This is a genomic window from Methylobacterium oryzisoli, assembly GCF_046557895.1.
Classification (GTDB): domain Bacteria; phylum Pseudomonadota; class Alphaproteobacteria; order Rhizobiales; family Beijerinckiaceae; genus Methylobacterium; species Methylobacterium oryzisoli.
The window spans coordinates 338,997-355,495 of record NZ_JBKIBX010000002.1 but is presented as its reverse complement, the minus strand read 5'-3'; the positions used below and the strand labels follow the sequence as shown (position 1 = coordinate 355,495).

Sequence of the window (16,499 nt, the reverse complement as noted above, 5' to 3'; positions counted from 1 at the left end):
GCGCGATAGGGAGGCGGTCCCGCCCCCTCACTCCACCCGCGCCCAGCCCTGCGGCATCAGCCGCTCCTGGGGGGCGAACTTGGCCTTGTAGTCCATCTTGCGGGAGCCCTCGACCCAGTAGCCGAGGTAGAGGTAGGGCAGGCCCAGGAGCCGCGCGCGCTCGATGTGATCGAGGATCATGTAGGTGCCGAGCGAGCGGTCGGCCTCGGCCGGCTCGTAGAACGAGTAGACCATCGAGAGCCCGTCCGAGAGGACGTCGGTGAGGCAGACCGCGACGGGTGCGCCCACCCCGCGGCCGTTGATGGCGGTGTCGGGGCCGCGCTTGCGGTAGACCACGAGGTGGGTCTCGACGTGGCTGTCCTCCACCATCATGGCGTAGTCGAGCACGGTCATGTCCACCATGCCGCCGTCGCCGTGGCGGGCGTCGAGGTAGCGGCGGAAGAGGGCGTACTGCTCGGAGGCCGGGCGGTTCGGCTGCGGCTGGCCCACGAGGTCGCGGTTGCGCCGCGTCACCCGGCGCTGGCTCGGGCTCGGCACGAAGTCGTTGACGACGACGCGCACCGAGATGCAGGCGCGGCAGGTCTCGCAGGCCGGCCGGTAGGCGATGGTCTGCGAGCGGCGGAAGCCGCCCTGGGTCAGGATCTCGTTGAGGTCGCGGGCGCGGCGGCCGACGAGGTGGGTGAAGACCTTCCGCTCCTGCTGCCCCGGCAGGTAGGGGCAGGGCGAGGGCGCCGTCAGGTAGAATTGGGGGGCGTCGCGCGGGTGGCTGGTCACGCTTCGGGTCGCTCGCAGGCGCGGCCTCGGAGCACCGCGCGGATCAGCATAGCACCGCGGCTTGGCGGCTCAACAGGGCGGCGCCGGATCGGCACGGGCACGCGCCCGCTCTTCCGGCTTAGTCCGGTCAGGGCGCCTCCACGATCGCGAGCCCGACGATGAGGTCGTGGCCCGTGCGCCGGTCCTGGCGCAGGAGGCCGATGCCGACATCCACCAGCCAGAGCAGGAAGGTCGAGACCGCGACGTAGAACAGGAGCGCGTGCACGCCCGCGGTGATCCAGTCCACCGGCCCGCCGGTCTCGGCCTGGACGCCGCGCAGGCCCAGCATGCGCATGCCGAGCGTGCTCTGTTTCTCGCCGCCGAGCGTGATCGCCGCGTACAGGATGCCGCTCGCCGGCAGGATCGCGAACAGCGCCCAGCCCAGCCCGAAGGTGATGACGCCGATCAGCGCGATCGCCATCCAGAGCAGGCAGGTGAAGCCGAAGATGAAGACGATGTCGAGGAGGTAGGCGAAGAAGCGCCGGGTCAGCGACGCGTAGGCCACCACGGCCGGCGGGCCGTAGCCCGGCATCGGCCCCGGAGAGCCCTGCCAAGTCTGACCTTGCCAAGTCTGACCCTGCCAGCCCTGGCCCGGCCCGGTGTTGCCCTGCCACGAATTCGCCATCGCCCGCGCTCCATCGGCCGCGTGATGGAGGATAGGTGGGACTGCCTGCGGCCCCGCTCAAGGGCCTCCGGTCAGCTTCCGGTGATGGAGCCGCCGTGGGGGCCGATGCGGCGCGGGTTCAGGCCCTCGCGGTTCAGGGTGTCGAGGATCTCGGCGGTGTGGGCGGGGCCGCGGGTCTCGATGGTGACGTCGATCGACACGCTCTTCGCCGGCACGTCGAGGTGCAGGCGCCCGTGCGAGACCTCCAGGATGTTGGCGCCGAGATCGCCGAGCCGTCCGGCGACCCGCCCGAGCACGCCGGGCCGGTCGCTCGCCGTCATCCGGAAGGAGACGATGCAATCCTCCCGCTCCAGCTCGCGCACCATCACGGAGGCGAGGAGCCGCGCGTCGATGTTGCCGCCGCACAGGACGAGGCCGACCGTGCGGCCGGCGAAAAGATCCGGCCGGGCCATCAGGGCGGCGAGGCCGGCGGCGCCCGCGCCCTCCGCGAGGCTGCGCTGGAGCGTCGCGTAATCGTGCACCGCCCGCTCGATCTGCGGCTCGTCCACGAGGACGATCTCGCGCACCCGGTCGCGGATGATCGGCAAGGTCAGGCGCCCCACGGTCTTGACCGCGATGCCCTCGGCCAGCGTCGGGCCGCCGACCGGGCGGGACGTCCCGTCGATGGCATTGAGGAAGGAGGGGTAGAGCGCCGCCTCGACGCCGACGAGGTCGAGGTCCGGGCGGACCATGGCGGCGACCGCAATCCCCGCCATCAGGCCGCCGCCCCCGATCGGCACCACGAGGCAGTCGAGGTCCGGGGCGTCCGCCAGCATCTCCAGCGCGACGGTGCCCTGGCCGGCCATCACCGCCGGGTCGTCGTAGGGGTGGACGAGGACGAGGCCGCGCTCGGCCACGAGGCGGCCCGCCAGCTCCGCCGCCTCCGCGAGCGTCTCGCCCTGCAGCAGCACGGTGGCGCCGTGCGCGCGGGTGTTCTCGACCTTCACCAGCGGGGTGGTCGCCGGCATCACGATGGTGGCGGGGATGCCCATGCGGCTGGCGTGATAGGCCACCGCCTGGGCGTGGTTGCCGGCCGACATCGCCACGACGCCGCGGCGGCGCTCGTCCGGCGCGAGGGCGCTCAGGCGGTTGACCGCCCCGCGCTCCTTGAAGGCGCCGGTCGCCTGCATGTTCTCGTGCTTGACCAGCACCCGGGCGCCGGTGAGCTGCGACAGGCGCGGGGCGGGCACGAGCGGCGTGCGCAGCACGTGACCCCGGATGGTCTCGGCCGCCCGGGCGACGTCGTCGGGGGCGATGGCATAGGGCTGGCTCACGCGCGGCGCCTCCCGGGTTCGGCCCGCCGGCGGCGGGGTTCTTCGCCGCCCCAGCATGAACCGCACCGCTCACGCCCGCACAAGAAAAAGCGCGTGGTGGGCCGAGGGTGACGGGGCTCGCCGCGCGGCCGGGTCAAGCCCGTGAGCGCCCGGCCGGCGCGACCGCGTCGATGGCGGCCGGCGACGACCTTCGGTACAGCAGCGCGGCTGCCCTGCTCTTCTTCGAAAGCCCGGTCGGTCGCGCCTTCGCCGACGCGCCGTCCACGCGGGAGGTGGTGCGGCCCCTGTGCTGAGGGCTGCGCGAGGCGCCCCGACCAGATCGGCCGCGGCCCCTTGCACTATAGCACCGAGTGCTATAGTTATGAGGCGGACCGGGGTTTGTTCCGGCCTTGAGGGGCGGCGGGCGGTTCGCTGCACGCCGTTCCGGCATGATGTTATTGTGGCGTTATTTCAATGTATTTTGCTTTCTCGGTAATAAAGGAAATGCCCGAGCATGAGGGCGTTCAAGACCAAGATTTTCGCTCGCATTTCGCGCCGCAGCAAGATACCTGACGAGGTCCTTCGTGACAGTGCGTCACGAGCCGAGTCCGGCCAGATCGATGCCACTCTCGGGAAGTTCCTCATCAAGCAACGGGTTGAGCGTCCCAACGAAGGGCGCTCCGGCGGGTTCCGCGCCATCGTGGTGTTCAAGGCCGGCGACATCACCGTGTTCGTGCACATGTTCCCGAAGAACGCGCAGGGTAACTTGAGCCCCGAAGCGCTTGAGGTCTTCCGGGAATTGGCCAAGCACTTCGCCAATCTGGGCGAGGATGAGATCGAGAGGCTGGTCGCCGCGAAGGAATGGATCGAGATCGAAGATGACGAAACTCAGGAAAAATTACCGTAGCGATGCGCTGCGATCGGCCCATCTGGCGATGCAGGGCCTCCACAAGGTCGGTGCGGTCGACAAGGCGACCATGCGCCAGTTCGATGCGGCCTGTCTGACGCCCGTGGATGACCTGCAACCCGATCGCATCAAAGGGATCCGCGAGGCGGCGCAGATGAGCCAAGCGATCTTCGCGCTGACTCTGAACGTCACGACCTCGCTCGTGAGCCAATGGGAGCGTGGGGAGAAGAAGCCGAGCGGCCCATCACTCAAGCTGCTCGCGCTCGCCAAGCGCAAGGGCATCAAGGCCATTCTGTAGGCGGACCGCAGGATCGAAGCGGTCCATCAATCCAGCTTAACGGGACCTGCCGGGACATGGCTGTGTGCCGAGGCCGGCTTCCGCCTCGGATCGATGCGGCCGGTCTGATCGTCGGTGCAGCGTGCTGCGGAATCTGGCCGGTCCACGCTCACGGCGCTTCGACACGTCGAACGACGTTGCGCGGCGGCGCGAAACACTCAGCCCGCCCCGGGCTCGGCGACCGCGGCGTCGGGCGTGTCGAGATAGTAGCGCTTGAGGAGGTAGAGCGAGGCGCCGCCCACCGGCACGCCGTCGCTCACCACGCCCGCGAGGTCGGTGCGGCTCATCTCGGAAAAACGGCACTCCGCCCGTCGGGTGCGCGGGGAGCGGCCGGGCCGCTCCTCCACGTAGTCCACCCGCACGCTGCGGGGCAGGTCCCCCGGGCCGGTGCGCAGCACCCGCAGGATCCCGCCCGTCTCGACCAGGGTCGGCAGCACCCGGCGGCAGACCCGCGCCCGCTCGGAATCCACGGCGGTGGCGCAGGCCGCCAGCAGGGCGAGCGCGACGGCCGCGAGCGCGGGCGCCGTGCGGCGTCCGACGCGGTGCGTCACCATGCGGGAACCGGCTTCGCTCGGGTGGGCGGAGCCTCGGCTCCACCGCGCGGATCGGGACACGGTGTTCGGACGATCCGTTCCGAGCACCGGGTCACCCGGCCCGCAGCCGCTCCGCGACGCGCGGCGCGAAGTAGGTGAACACCCCGTCCGCCCCGGCGCGCTTGAAGGCGAGCAGGCTCTCCATCATGGCGCGCTCGCCGTCGAGCCAGCCGTTCTGGGCCGCCGCCGCGATCATCGCGTACTCGCCCGAGACCTGGTAGGCGAAGGTCGGCACCCCGAACCCGTCCTTCACGCGCCGGATGATGTCGAGATAGGGCAGGCCCGGCTTGACCATGACGGAATCGGCGCCCTCGTCGAGGTCGAGCGCCACCTCGCGCAGGGCCTCCTCGCTGTTGCCGGGGTCCATCTGATAGGTGCGCTTGTCGCCCTTGAGGATCGCGCTGGTGCCGATCGCGTCGCGGAACGGGCCGTAGAAGGCGCTGGCGTACTTGGCCGCGTAGGTCATGATCTGCACGTCGCGGAAGCCCGCCTTGTCGAGCCCGGCCCGGATCGCGCCGACCCGCCCGTCCATCATGTCGGAGGGGGCGATCACGTCGGTGCCGGCCTCGGCCTGGATCAGGCTCTGCTCCACGAGCAGCGCCACGGTCTCGTCGTTGACGATGACGCTGTCGCGCAGGAGCCCGTCATGGCCGTGGCTGGTGTAGGGGTCGAGCGCCACGTCGGTGATGACGCCGATCTCCGGCACCGCCGCCTTCACGGCCCGCACCGCCCGGCACACGAGGTTGTTGCGGTTGAGCGCCTCCGAGCCGGTCTCGTCGCGCAAAGCGGGATCGACGTAGGGAAAGAACGAGATCGCGGGGATCCGCAAGTCCGCCGCCCGCTCGGCCACGCGCACCGCCTCGTCCACGCTCAGGCGCTCGACGCCCGGCATGGAGGCCACCGGCTCGCGCCGCCCCTCGCCCTCGATGAGGAAGAGCGGCCAGATCAGGTCGTCGACGGTCAGGGTCGCCTCGCGCACGAGGCGGCGCGACCACTCGGCCTTGCGGTTGCGCCGCGGGCGCTGGGCCAGGGCGAGGCCGGGGGCGTCGCTGCGCGCGGCATCGCGGGCGAGGGGGCGGGCGAGGGGCTGGATCTGCGACATCGGACTTCTCAGGCCTCCCGGGCGGGCGCGGGCCGCTGGCATTCTTCTAATGTACGGCTAGCACAGTCTCGGCGGGGCCAGAACCCGCCCGGGCTCGCACCCTCCACATGGCAGTCCGGCGGCGGGCGCGCCGCTCGCGTTGACGCACCGCCGCGCGGCTGGTTTACCGCCCGGGGCATCTCCGGAGGATGGCATGGCGGACGAGGCGGATGACGAGATCCTGTGCGAGCGGCGCGGCGCGGCCGGTCTCGTCACCCTCAACCGCCCGCAGGCCCTCAACGCGCTGACGCTCGGCATGGTGCGCCGGCTGCGGCAGGCGCTGGACGCCTGGGCGCAGGAGCCGGGCGTGTCCTGCATCGTGCTGCGCGGGGCGGGCCGCGCCTTCAGCGCGGGCGGCGACATCCGCCGCCTCCACGACGACGCGCGGGGCGGCCGCGGCGACGTGGTCGATGCGTTCTGGCGTGCGGAATACGCCCTCAACGCGCTCATCCACCGCTACCACAAGCCGATCGTCTCGCTCATCGACGGGATCGTGATGGGCGGCGGGGTCGGCCTGTCGCTGCACGGCTCGCACCGGGTGGCGGGCGAGCGCTACGCCTTCGCGATGCCGGAGGTGGCCATCGGCTTCTTCCCCGACATCGGGGCGACCTACGCGCTGCCGCGGCTCCCCGACGCCGTGGGGGTCTACCTCGCGCTCACCGGCGAGCGGGTCGGGCGCGGGGATGCCCTCGCGGTGGGCCTCGCCACGCATGCCGCCCCGGCCGCGTCCTTCGAGGCCATCGCCGAGGCGCTCGCCGCCGGGGGGGCGCCGGAGGAGGTGCTGGCGCGCCACGCGCCCGCGGAGGCGCCCGCCCCCGGCCCGGTGGCCGCCGAGCGGGCGCTCATCGCGGCCTGCTTCGGGACCGGCGGCGTGGCCGAGGTGCTGGCGCGGCTCGACGCGGCCGCCGCCGAGGGCTCGGACTTCGCCGCCCGGACCGCCGCCACGATCCGCACGCGCTCGCCCACCAGCCTCGCGATCGCCTGCGAGCAGATGCGGCGGGGCGGCGCCCTCAGCTTCCCGGAGGCCATGCGCACCGAGTACCGCATCGTGACGCGCGTCCTCCAGGGGCACGATTTCTTCGAGGGCGTGCGGGCCGTCATCATCGACAAGGACGGAGAACCGCGCTGGAACCCGGCGAGCCTCGACGCGGTGACGCCTGAGGTGGTCGCGGCCTACTTCGCCGCCCTGCCCGACGAACCCCGGTTCACCTGACATGCGCGGCCTTGCCAAGGTGAAGGGCCAGGCGCCGCGCCGGATCACGCTGGCCGAGGACGGCAGCGACCGCATCGAGCGCTCCCAGCCCTCCGCCCGCACCCGCTGGGACGTGGTGCTGGTCTGGTTCATGCGCATCGTCGCGGTGATCTGGATGATCAAGGGCCTCAGCGCCTGGGCGGAGATCCTCGACGCGCGGCCCGACGCGCCGCCCTTCGAGGGAGCGCCGATCGGCCGGCAGGCCGTCATCATCTACTTCGGGGTGATCGACCTCCTGGCGGCGGTGGGCCTGTGGCTCGCGAGCGCCTGGGGCGGCGTGGTCTGGCTGCTCGCCGCCACCTCCGCCTTCGTGCTGGCCCTGCTGACGCCGCTCCTCCTGCCGATGAGCCTCGCCAACCTCGCCTTCGATTCAGTCATCGTTACGCTTTACTTTATCGTGTCCTGGCTCGCCTCGCGCGAGATACGCTGAGGCCGGGCGCCGCGCGGAGTGAATCGGGCGATTTATCTTCAATTTACCTACATCGGTAAATCGAGAATTTAGCCTGTCGTTTAAACCCAAATTCACGGGGTCGACCTAGGTTGGCTGCATAAGCGGAGCGGGACACACCGCCAACGCACCCAGTACAGCGAGGCAGCCATGAAGAACCAAGCGTTGAAGGTCGCCGACCAGGCCCGGGCTCCCGAGGCCGAGGCGTCGGTCCGTCCCCACTACTTGGAGGCCCTCCACCTCGTCGAGCGCCTGCACCGCCGGCTCCTCGACGTGATCAAGGACGAGTTCGAGCGCCGCGGCCGCGAGGACGTCAACAGCGTCCAGGCGCTCCTGCTCTACAACATCGGCGACAAGGAGCTGACCGCGAGCGAGCTGCGCACCCGCGGCTACTATCTCGGCTCGAACGTGTCCTACAACGTCAAGAAGCTGGTCGAGGCCGGCTACCTGCACCACGCCCGCTCGAAGACCGACCGGCGCTCGGTGCGCATCAGCCTCACCGACAAGGGCCGCGAGGTCCACGAGATCGTCCGCGGCCTCTACGACAAGCACGCCAAGACGATCCAGCCGATCGGCGGCATCTCGGAGGACGATTTCGGCCGCCTCAACCTGGCGCTCGCCCGCCTGGAGCGGTTCTGGACGGATCAGATCCGCTACCGGCTCTGACGGCGATCGGCCCCCAGGAACGACGGCGGCAGCGGAGCCTCACGCGCTCCGCTGCCGCCGTCGCTTCGCATCCGCCCGGCTCGTGCCGGCGTGCCACCCGATCCTCGATCAGGAATGCCGCTGCGGCTTGGTGCCGTACACCACCACGTAGCGCTCCCGGTCGAAGTTCCGGATGCCGTCGAAGCCCGCGCGCGTGAGATAGTTGATCAGTTCCTGCGGGGTCGAGGTCTTGCTGATGTAGGGCGGGCGCTTCTGCGGCGGGATCGCGCGATGCGCCTCGAAGACCTCCCAGCCCGCGTCGGTGAGCTGGTTGACGTTGTCGACATAGAGGCGGCCGCCCGGCTTGAGCACCCGGTAGGCCTCGCGGACGTAGTTGTAGCGGTCCCACTCCTCCAGGTGCATGAACACGATCGTGCAATAGACCATGTCAACCGAGGCGTCGGGGACCGGCGCGAGATCGAAGCCGCTGATCTCGACGGGCTCCGCGTTCGGAAAGGCGGCCAGCCGGTGACGCATGTGCCGGACCATGCCGGCCGAGACATCGGCCCCGATCCACTTGCGGCACACCGGTGCGAGCACGGCCCCCACGCGGCCGACCCCGGCGCCGATCTCCAGGATCACGTCGTCGGGGCGGACCCCGACCGTCTCCTCCAGCATGCGCTTGGTCGCGAGACCCGTATCCTTGTAGAGCGTCTCGTCCGTGTGGCCGCCGACCGCCATCTTGGCGGCGTCTTCGGTTCCGGAGATCGAATTCCAGGTTTGCTTGTAGTCCTGCCGAGCAAATTTCGGTTGGCCGCCGCCGATCAGGCGGCCGATCTTTCGGCTGATGTTGCGCATACTGTGTCCGGTCAGGTCGGTGCAGGGGTCGACATCGCGGCGCACCTTCTTCGCTCGTCGCGCAAAAGACAAGGCCCGGCGCGGCGCGGCCGGGCCGGGGATCGGGCGGGTGCCTTCGGCCCGGCATGCCTCCGGGCCGGCCGCTCCGCCGCGATCCCGTCGACAGACGCGCCCGGCGGACGTACACCGCTCCCGTTCAGGGCGAGACGGGGACCGAGATGCTGGGACGGTTCGAGCGCGGTGGGACGGGCGAGGCGGTCGTCGAGTACGGCGACAGCAACCTGCGTGTCGTGCGGCCCGGCCGCTTCGTGCGCTGTGCCGTGACCGGGGCCGAGATCCCGCTCGACGAACTGCGCTACTGGAGCGTCGCCCGCCAGGAGCCCTACGCGACCCCGGAGGCCGCGCTGCAGCGCCTGCGGGAGATCGGCCGGCCGTAATCCGGCCTCCCGGAATGGCGCGGCGGTGCTTGTTTGAAGCGCGGGCAGCGCGGGGAACCCTTCTCCCGTGCGGGAGAAGGGCATGGGGATCGAAGATCCCGCATGAGGGTCCCGGGAGGGTGCCGCAGTGAAGCGCTGAGGGTTAGTGAGGGGAGCGCAACGCTTCAGGTTCAGCAACCAGCCTCAGTGCTGGCGCCGATACCGTTCCGCCTTCTTGCTGCACCCTCCCGGGACCCTCACCCCTGCCCCTCTCCCGCACGGGAGAGGGGATGCTGCCCGCGCTAGGTCTGTGATCGGCGCGTGACCGCGGCGAGCCGTGCCCGCAACGCGCCGTCCTCGGCGATCACGAGCCGCACCGGCAGGGTCGCCACCGCCGCGTCCGGCGGCAGCTTCACCCGGTCCTTCTCGGTGGTGACGAGCGTGAGGCCCGCCCGCGCCGCCTCGCGCGTCAGGGCGGCGAGGTCCTGCGGTCGGTAGCGGTGGTGATCCGGAAACGCCCGGGTCGCCCGCACCTCCGCCCCGGCCGCCCGCAGGCTGGCGAAGAACTTGTCCGGGCGCCCGATCCCCGCGAAGGCGAGCACCGGGCGCCCGGCGAGCGCCGTCGCCGCCTGCGGGTCGGGCCGCAGGGCGGCGCGCACCGCGAGGATGCCCCGGACCTCGGCCTCCCGGGCGATCCGCTCGCCCGGGGCGCCCGTGCCCACGATCACCACGGCGTCGATCAGCGGCCAGTGCGCGCGGAGCGGCGCCCGCAGGGGGCCTGCGGGACAGGCGAGGCCGTTGCCGATCCCGACGCCTGCATCGAACACCGCCAGCGCGAGATCCTTGCGCAGGGACGGGTTCTGCAGCCCGTCATCCATCACGATCACGTCGGCGCCGAGGCCGGCGCAGAGCGCCGCACCGGCCGGACGGTCGCGGGCGACCACGGTCGGGGCGACGCGCGCGAGCAGCAGGGGCTCGTCCCCGACCTCGGCGGCCCCGTGCCGCGCGGGGTCGACCTGCACGCCGTCGAGACGGCCGCCGTAGCCGCGCGACAGGAAGGCGGGCCGGTGCCCGAGGGAGCGCAGGAGATCCGCCAGCGCGAGCGCGGTCGGCGTCTTGCCCGCCCCGCCCAGCGCGGCGTTGCCGACGCAGATCACCGGCACCGGACCGGGCGCGCCCGAACGCGCCATGCGCCGGGCGACGTGGCCCCCGTAGAGGCGGCCGAGCGGCGCCAGCAGCCGCGCCGGCAGGGTGGGCGCCTCCCGCCACCAGAACGCGGGGGGACGCATGGTCAGGCGTGGAAGCGGCCGGCGATCTTCATCTGGCAGATGAAGGGTTCGAGAGCGGCCAGCGTGCGCTCCAGCGCGCCTTCGCAGGCCGCGACCGCGCCGCGTCCCGCGATCGCCATCGCGTGCAGGCGCTCGGGCTCGCCGAGAAGGCCGCCCACCGCCTCGGCGAGGCCCGCCGCATCGGTGAGCGCGCGCGCGCCGCCGGCCGCGTCGAGCACCGCGTAGGCCTGCGCGAAGTTCCAGACGTGCGGTCCGTGCAGGATGGCGCAGTCGAGCCGCGCCGCCTCGATCGGGTTCTGGCCGCCGTGCTCCACGAAGGACCCCCCCATCACCGCGACGGGGCTCAGGCGGTAGAACAGCCCGAGTTCCCCCACGGTGTCGGCGACGTAGAGGTCGGTGCGCCGGTCCGGCAGGCCGCCCTGGCTGCGCAAGGCCGCGTGCAGGCCCGCGCCCTGCGCGGCCGCGGCGAAGGCCGCGCCGCGCCGGGGGTGGCGGGGGACCGCGATGGTGAGGAGCGAGGGCAGGCGCGGGGCGAGCGCCCGGTGCACGGCCGCCACCATCTCCTCCTCGCCCGGATGCGTAGAGGCGGCGAGCCAGACCGGGCGTCCCGCCACGAGGCCGGCGAGCTGCGCGAGCGCCTGCGGGTCGGCCGGCGGGGGCGCGGCGTCGAACTTCAGGTTGCCGCCCACCATCACCCGCGGCGCGCCCAGGCTCCGGAAGCGGTCGGCCTCCTCCCGGGTCTGCACGAGGCAGACGGCGATGCGCGACAGCACCGCCCGGGCGAGATCCGGCGTGCGCGCCCAGCCCTTGGCGGAGCGCTCCGACATCCGGCCGTTCACCAGGATCAGCGGCACGCCGCGCCGGTCGAGGGCCAGGATGGTGTTGGGCCAGAGTTCGGATTCAGCGACGAGCGCGAGGTCGGGCCGCCAGTGGTCGAGGAAGCGCTCGACGTAGCGGGGCGCATCGAGCGGCGCGAACTGATGCAGGGCGCCCTTGGGCAAGCGCGCGGCGAGCAACTCCGCCGAGGTACGGGTGCCCGAGGTCACCAGCACCGTGAAGCCGCGCTGCGTCAGCCGCTCGACGAGGCCGATCAGCGACAGGGCCTCGCCGATGCTGGCGCCGTGCGCCCAGACCAGGGGACCCGCCGGCCGCGGCCGGCCCGGCCGCCCGACCCGTTCGGGCAGGCGCAGCGGGTCCTCCTTGCCCTTGCGGCGGCGCCACGCGAGCAGGCCCGCGAGCGCCGGTTCGAGGGCGATCAGGCCGTAATGGTAGGCCCGGAGCAGGGGAGGGACGGCGCGGCGGTTCATGCGGAGGCGGGCCGGACGGGGCGACCGGTGCGGGAGGCTTGGCTCATGCGGCGGGTCCGGCGCGAGGAAATGGATGGGTCTCGACGCAGGGGAACGCGGGAGAGGGGAGCGGACCGATGCGAGGGCGGGCCGGTCCGCGCCGGTCGTTGGCAGCCGTCTAGCGGCGCTTGCGGCGGGTGCGCAACCGGCGCGGCCGGCCGGACGCGCCGTCTCGGGCTCGGCGCCCGCGCACGATGGCGTGATCGCGCGCCGGCCGCTCGTCCCCTCCGCCCCTGACTCCGGATCGGTCCACTTCGAGGTCGACATGACGGTGATGTCCGAATCTTCCCGCGCGAGGCCCCCGCCGCGGCCGGGCCGAAGCACCGGGCCGGCGACGGGTCCGGCGCCGCGTATCGCGGCCGATTTCGGCGAGGATCCGCCGCCCCTGCGGCAGGAGAATGTCCGGGGTTTTTCGCGATACGGCGGCAGCCCCGCTGGCCCCGCGCTCCCGGACCCGCGGCGCGGCAGGCCCCGAGGCGATTTTCGCCTTGGCGGCGCGGCGGGCGCGTGGGAGAGGACACACCGACCCGCTCCACCGGAGCTTCCGCGCGTCCCGCCGCGATGTACCGTCTCGCCCACCTGACCGATCCGCATGTCGGACCGATCTCCCGCCCCCGCCTGCGCCAGCTCCTGAGCAAGCGCGCGACCGGCTGGATGAACTGGAACCGCGGCCGGCGCCTGCGGCACGACATGGAGGTGCTGGAGGGGCTGGTCGCCGACCTGTTGGCGGCCGAGCCCGACCACATCGCCTGCACGGGCGACCTGTGCAACATCGGCCTGCCGAGCGAGTGGGGCACGGCGCGGATCTTCCTGGAGGCCCTCGGCTCGCCCGAGGCGGTGAGCTTCGTGCCGGGCAACCACGACGCCTACGTGCGCGGCTCCCTGGACGGGCTCCTCGACGCGGTCGGCCCATGGACGCGCGACGATGCCGGGCGCGCCCAGGTCTTCCCCTACCTGCGCCGGCGCGGGCCGCTCGCCCTCGTGGGCCTCTCCTCGGCGATCCCGACCGCGCCCTTCGTGGCGAGCGGCCGGATCGGCGGGCGGCAGCTCGTCGCCGCGGAGGCGCTGCTCGGCAGCCTCGCGCGCGAGCCGGAGCGGCCCTGCCGCGTGGTGATGATCCACCACCCGCCCCATCTCGGCGGCGCGCAGCCCGGGCGCAACCTCACGGATGCGGGCGCCTTCGAGGCGATGATCCGGCGCGTCGGCGCCGACCTCGTGCTGCACGGCCACAACCACGTCGGCTCGGTCGCCTTCGTGATCGGGCCCGACGGGCGGCGCGTGCCGGTGATCGGCGCGCCCTCCGCCTCCGCGCGCGGCGGCACGCTCGCGCATTGCGCGGGCTGGCACCTCTACGGCTTCGAGCGCACCGAGACCGGCTACGCCGTCACGGCGCTCCTGCGGGGGCTGACGCCCGAGGGGCGCATGGGCGAACTCGGCACCCTGCTGCTGCGCGGCTGACGCTCTCCCCGGCTGCCGCGTCTGCAGGCCGCCGCGGCAACGAAACGGGCCAGCGGACGTTCTCCGGGCGAGCGGGGCGCCGATGCGCCCGGCCGGACACGGCTGTGCCGGATGCGCGGCGCGGCGATCCGCCGGGGACCAGCGGAGCAGTGACATGGCGGATGAAGCGGGCGGCGTGAGGGCCCAGGTGGCGAACGCGCGGGCGCAGGATGTCGGGCGCGGCGTCGCCCGGATCGGGGCGGCCCTCCTCCACACGCTGAGGATCCAGGAGGGCGAGGCGATCGAGATCGTCGGCAAGCGCCACACCACGGCGCTCGCCATCGCGCTCGGGGCGGAGGACGAGGGCCTGAGCATCATCCGCCTCGACGGCCTCCAGCGCGTCAACGCGGGCGTCGGCTCGGGCGACTACGTCGAGATCAAGCGCGCCGAGGTGCGCCCGGCCCAGCGCGTCGTCCTGGCGCCGGCCCAGAAGAACCTGCGCCTGCAGGGCTCGGGCGAGGCGCTGCGCCGGACCTTCTTCCGCCGTCCCCTCGTCGCGGGCGACGTGATCTCCACCTCCGTGCAGTCGCGCACCGGGCGCGATCAGGTGCCGGAGGAGCTGCGCTCGATGTTCAACCTGCCGGCCTACGGCCTGCAGGAGATCCGCCTCGTCGTGGTCTCGACCCAGCCCGCCCGCGGCATCGTGCAGATCACCGCCGAGACCGAGGTCGAGCTGCGCCCGCTCTACGAAGAGCCCAAGGAGGTCCGGCGCGCCGACGTCACCTACGACGACATCGGCGGTCTCGGCTCCACCGTCGATCAGGTGCGCGAGATGGTGGAGCTGCCGCTGCGCCACCCCGAGCTCTTCCAGCGCCTCGGCATCGATCCGCCCAAGGGCGTGCTGCTCTACGGGCCGCCCGGCACCGGCAAGACGCTGCTCGCCCGCGCGGTCGCCAACGAGACCGAGGCGCAGTTCTTCCACATCGCCGGCCCCGAGATCATGGGCAGCCAGTACGGCGAATCCGAGCAGCGCCTGCGCCAGATCTTCTCGGAGGCGCAGCGCAACGCCCCCGCCATCGTGTTCATCGACGAGATCGACTCCATCGCGCCCAAGCGCGAGGAGGCCCGCGGCGAGGTGGAGCGGCGCATCGTGGCCCAGCTCCTCACCCTGATGGACGGGCTGGAGCCGCGCCAGAACATCGTGGTGATCGGCGCCACCAACCGGCGCGACGCCATCGACGAGGCCCTGCGCCGGCCCGGCCGCTTCGACCGCGAGATCGTCATCGGCGTGCCCGACGAGCCGGGGCGGCGCGAGGTGCTGACCATCCACACCCGCGGCATGCCGCTCGGCGACAATGTCGACCTCGACGAGATCGCGCGCACCACCTACGGCTTCGTCGGCGCCGACCTCTCGGCGCTCGCCCGCGAGGCGGCGATGGACGCGCTCCGCCGGGTGCTGCCGCGGATCAACCTCAAGGAGGGCATCCCGCCCGAGGTGCTGGAGACCCTGCAGGTCTGCCGCGAGGATTTCGTCAACGCGCTGAAGCGCGTGCAGCCCTCGGCCCTGCGCGAGATCATGATCCAAGTGCCCAATGTCGGCTGGGACGACGTGGGCGGCCTCGGCGACGTGCAGACCAAGCTGCGCGAGGGCGTCGAACTCCCGCTCCGCAACCCGGAGGCCTTTCGGCGCATCGGCATCCGCCCGGCCAAGGGCTTCCTGCTGTTCGGCCCGCCCGGCACCGGCAAGACGCTGCTCGCCAAGGCGGTGGCGCGCGAGGCGCAGGCGAACTTCGTGGCCACGAAATCCTCCGACCTGCTCTCGAAATGGTACGGCGAGTCCGAGCAGCAGGTCTCGCGCCTGTTCGCCCGCGCCCGCCAGGTCGCCCCGACCGTGATCTTCATCGACGAGATCGACTCGCTGGCGCCCGTGCGCGGCGGCGGGCTCGGCGAACCCGCCGTGACGGAGCGCGTGGTCAACACCATCCTGGCCGAGATGGACGGGCTCGAAGAGCTGCAGGGCGTGGTGGTGATCGCGGCCACCAACCGGCCGAACCTCGTCGACCCGGCGCTGCTGCGCCCGGGGCGCTTCGACGAACTCGTCTACGTGCCGGTGCCCAACGCCGCCGGGCGCCGCCACATCCTGGGCATCCACACCCGCGACATGCCGCTCGGCCCCGACGTCGACCTCGACGATCTGGCGGGGCGCACGGTGCGCTTCACGGGCGCCGACCTCGAAGACCTCACCCGCCGCGCCGGCCTGATGGCGCTGCGCGCCGACCTGGAGGCCCGGGAGGTCACGCAGGCGCATTTCGACGCCGCCTTCCAGGAGACCCGGCCCTCGGTGACCCCCGAGATGGAGCAGGATTACGAGACGATGCTGCGCACCCTCAAGCAGGAGGGTCCGCAGCGCCAGCCGATCGGCTTCGTGCCGAGCCGGCCGGCGGTGCCGTAGGCGGCCCGGCCCGCCTCCGGTGCGCTACGCGTCCGGGGGCGAGGCCGGAAACAGGATCGACGTGTAATCCTGCGCGCCATTGAGGACATGAAGAACGTCGATGCGACCGACGCCGACACGATAGAAGATCAGGTATTCCCGGTATGGGCGGCGACGGATGCCGGTATTCTCGTAGCCCGGCACGAGCGGGAAACCTTTCGGCGTCTGTGCCAGCCGCTCGCATCGCTCGATCAGCTCGGCGACGAAGCTCGCTGCACGGCGCGGATCACCGCGCGCGATGTAGTCGCCGATGCTCTCAAGGTCGGCCTCGGCCTCGGCGGTGAGGACGACGATCATGCATCGCGATCGTCGGCGAAACGCTCGTACTTGGCGATCAGTCGTGCGCCCACCTCGGCGGCCGGCTTGACGCGGCCCGCCTCAGCATCGGCGAGGCCGCGGGCGAGAGCGGCATCCAGGGCAGCGAGCTTCTTCTCGCGCTCCTCGACCAGCCGGACACCTTCGCGCAGCACCTCGCTGCGCGACCCGTACCGGCCCGTGCGAACGAGGCTCTTCACGTAGCTTTCAAGACGATGGCCGAGATCGGCGCTGCTGGGCATGGTCCGTCCTCCGATCCCAGTATGACCTGATCCGATAACTGTTATCAACGGC

The 16,499-nt window shown here is 72.2% G+C and carries 18 protein-coding genes; 8 read left to right on the top strand and 10 right to left on the bottom strand.

Features of this window, described 5'->3' with window-relative positions:
- Positions 1–27: 27 nt before the first annotated feature.
- From ACKUB9_RS04045 to ACKUB9_RS04035, 3 genes are all read right to left on the bottom strand, one after another.
- Entirely contained in the window at positions 28–774 is a 747-nt protein-coding gene (locus ACKUB9_RS04045) for an arginyltransferase (RefSeq protein ID WP_407519505.1), read from the bottom strand.
- Positions 775–901: 127 nt separating this feature from the next.
- A complete protein-coding gene (locus ACKUB9_RS04040; RefSeq protein ID WP_407519504.1) occupies positions 902–1,438 on the bottom strand; it encodes an RDD family protein in 537 nt (178 codons plus the stop codon).
- Positions 1,439–1,509: 71 nt separating this feature from the next.
- On the bottom strand, positions 1,510–2,751 hold the full coding sequence (locus tag ACKUB9_RS04035) for a threonine ammonia-lyase (RefSeq protein WP_407519503.1): 1,242 nt from the start codon (positions 2,749–2,751) through the stop codon (positions 1,510–1,512).
- 493 nt (positions 2,752–3,244) lie between these two features.
- Here ACKUB9_RS04035 and ACKUB9_RS04030 point away from each other — a divergent pair, with 493 nt between their 5' ends.
- Together ACKUB9_RS04030 and ACKUB9_RS04025 are read left to right on the top strand one after the other, a co-directional pair.
- Positions 3,245–3,637: a type II toxin-antitoxin system RelE/ParE family toxin gene (locus ACKUB9_RS04030; RefSeq protein WP_407519502.1), complete on the top strand. Its 393-nt coding sequence runs from the start codon at positions 3,245–3,247 to the stop codon at positions 3,635–3,637.
- The gene (locus ACKUB9_RS04025; protein ID WP_407519501.1) at positions 3,609–3,935 is read left to right on the top strand and encodes a helix-turn-helix domain-containing protein; all 327 of its coding nucleotides are present in this window, start codon (positions 3,609–3,611) and stop codon (positions 3,933–3,935) included. The genes ACKUB9_RS04030 and ACKUB9_RS04025 overlap by 29 nt, the downstream gene beginning before the upstream one ends.
- Positions 3,936–4,132: 197 nt before the next feature.
- On the opposite strand, the gene ACKUB9_RS04020 is transcribed toward ACKUB9_RS04025, so the two are convergent.
- Positions 4,133–4,528: a hypothetical protein gene (locus tag ACKUB9_RS04020; protein ID WP_407519500.1), complete on the bottom strand. Its 396-nt coding sequence runs from the start codon at positions 4,526–4,528 to the stop codon at positions 4,133–4,135.
- A 91-nt stretch (positions 4,529–4,619) separates the two neighbouring features.
- On the bottom strand, positions 4,620–5,669 hold the full coding sequence (gene hemB / locus ACKUB9_RS04015) for a porphobilinogen synthase (RefSeq protein WP_407519499.1): 1,050 nt from the start codon (positions 5,667–5,669) through the stop codon (positions 4,620–4,622).
- A gap of 193 nt (positions 5,670–5,862) precedes the next feature.
- On the opposite strand from hemB, the gene ACKUB9_RS04010 reads away from it, so the two are divergent.
- From ACKUB9_RS04010 to ldtR, 3 genes are all read left to right on the top strand, one after another.
- Positions 5,863–6,921 carry an enoyl-CoA hydratase/isomerase family protein gene (locus ACKUB9_RS04010; RefSeq protein ID WP_407519498.1) on the top strand — a complete coding sequence of 353 codons (1,059 nt, stop codon included), beginning with the start codon at positions 5,863–5,865 and terminating at the stop codon, positions 6,919–6,921.
- A 1-nt stretch (position 6,922) separates the two neighbouring features.
- Positions 6,923–7,390: a DUF6163 family protein gene (locus ACKUB9_RS04005; protein ID WP_407519497.1), complete on the top strand. Its 468-nt coding sequence runs from the start codon at positions 6,923–6,925 to the stop codon at positions 7,388–7,390.
- 168 nt (positions 7,391–7,558) lie between these two features.
- Positions 7,559–8,074, top strand: a complete 516-nt coding sequence (gene ldtR / locus ACKUB9_RS04000; RefSeq protein WP_407519496.1) for a transcriptional regulator LdtR — start codon at positions 7,559–7,561, stop codon at positions 8,072–8,074.
- Between the two features lie 108 nt (positions 8,075–8,182).
- Here the strand turns inward: ldtR and ACKUB9_RS03995 are convergent, their stop codons facing one another.
- A complete protein-coding gene (locus ACKUB9_RS03995; protein WP_407519495.1) occupies positions 8,183–8,911 on the bottom strand; it encodes a class I SAM-dependent methyltransferase in 729 nt (242 codons plus the stop codon).
- A gap of 218 nt (positions 8,912–9,129) precedes the next feature.
- On the opposite strand from ACKUB9_RS03995, the gene ACKUB9_RS03990 reads away from it, so the two are divergent.
- Positions 9,130–9,348 carry a DUF2093 domain-containing protein gene (locus ACKUB9_RS03990; RefSeq protein ID WP_407519494.1) on the top strand — a complete coding sequence of 73 codons (219 nt, stop codon included), beginning with the start codon at positions 9,130–9,132 and terminating at the stop codon, positions 9,346–9,348.
- Positions 9,349–9,629: 281 nt separating this feature from the next.
- Here the strand turns inward: ACKUB9_RS03990 and lpxK are convergent, their stop codons facing one another.
- Positions 9,630–10,616: a tetraacyldisaccharide 4'-kinase gene (gene lpxK, locus ACKUB9_RS03985; protein WP_407519493.1), complete on the bottom strand. Its 987-nt coding sequence runs from the start codon at positions 10,614–10,616 to the stop codon at positions 9,630–9,632.
- Positions 10,617–10,618: 2 nt separating this feature from the next.
- Positions 10,619–11,923 (bottom strand): 3-deoxy-D-manno-octulosonic acid transferase, encoded by a 1,305-nt coding sequence (locus tag ACKUB9_RS03980; RefSeq protein ID WP_407519492.1) that lies wholly within the window; start codon positions 11,921–11,923, stop codon positions 10,619–10,621.
- 600 nt (positions 11,924–12,523) lie between these two features.
- Here ACKUB9_RS03980 and ACKUB9_RS03975 point away from each other — a divergent pair.
- Together ACKUB9_RS03975 and ACKUB9_RS03970 are read left to right on the top strand one after the other, a co-directional pair.
- Positions 12,524–13,420, top strand: coding sequence for a metallophosphoesterase family protein (locus ACKUB9_RS03975; RefSeq protein ID WP_407519491.1), 897 nt, complete (start codon positions 12,524–12,526; stop codon positions 13,418–13,420).
- Positions 13,421–13,574: 154 nt separating this feature from the next.
- Positions 13,575–15,851 carry a CDC48 family AAA ATPase gene (locus ACKUB9_RS03970; protein WP_407519489.1) on the top strand — a complete coding sequence of 759 codons (2,277 nt, stop codon included), beginning with the start codon at positions 13,575–13,577 and terminating at the stop codon, positions 15,849–15,851.
- A gap of 24 nt (positions 15,852–15,875) precedes the next feature.
- Here ACKUB9_RS03970 and ACKUB9_RS03965 read toward each other — a convergent pair whose 3' ends face one another.
- On the bottom strand, positions 15,876–16,187 hold the full coding sequence (locus ACKUB9_RS03965; protein ID WP_407519488.1) for a type II toxin-antitoxin system RelE/ParE family toxin: 312 nt from the start codon (positions 16,185–16,187) through the stop codon (positions 15,876–15,878).
- A complete protein-coding gene (locus ACKUB9_RS03960; RefSeq protein WP_407519487.1) occupies positions 16,184–16,447 on the bottom strand; it encodes a type II toxin-antitoxin system ParD family antitoxin in 264 nt (87 codons plus the stop codon). Before ACKUB9_RS03960 ends, ACKUB9_RS03965 begins: the two co-directional genes overlap by 4 nt.
- Between the last annotated feature and the right edge of the window lie 52 nt (positions 16,448–16,499).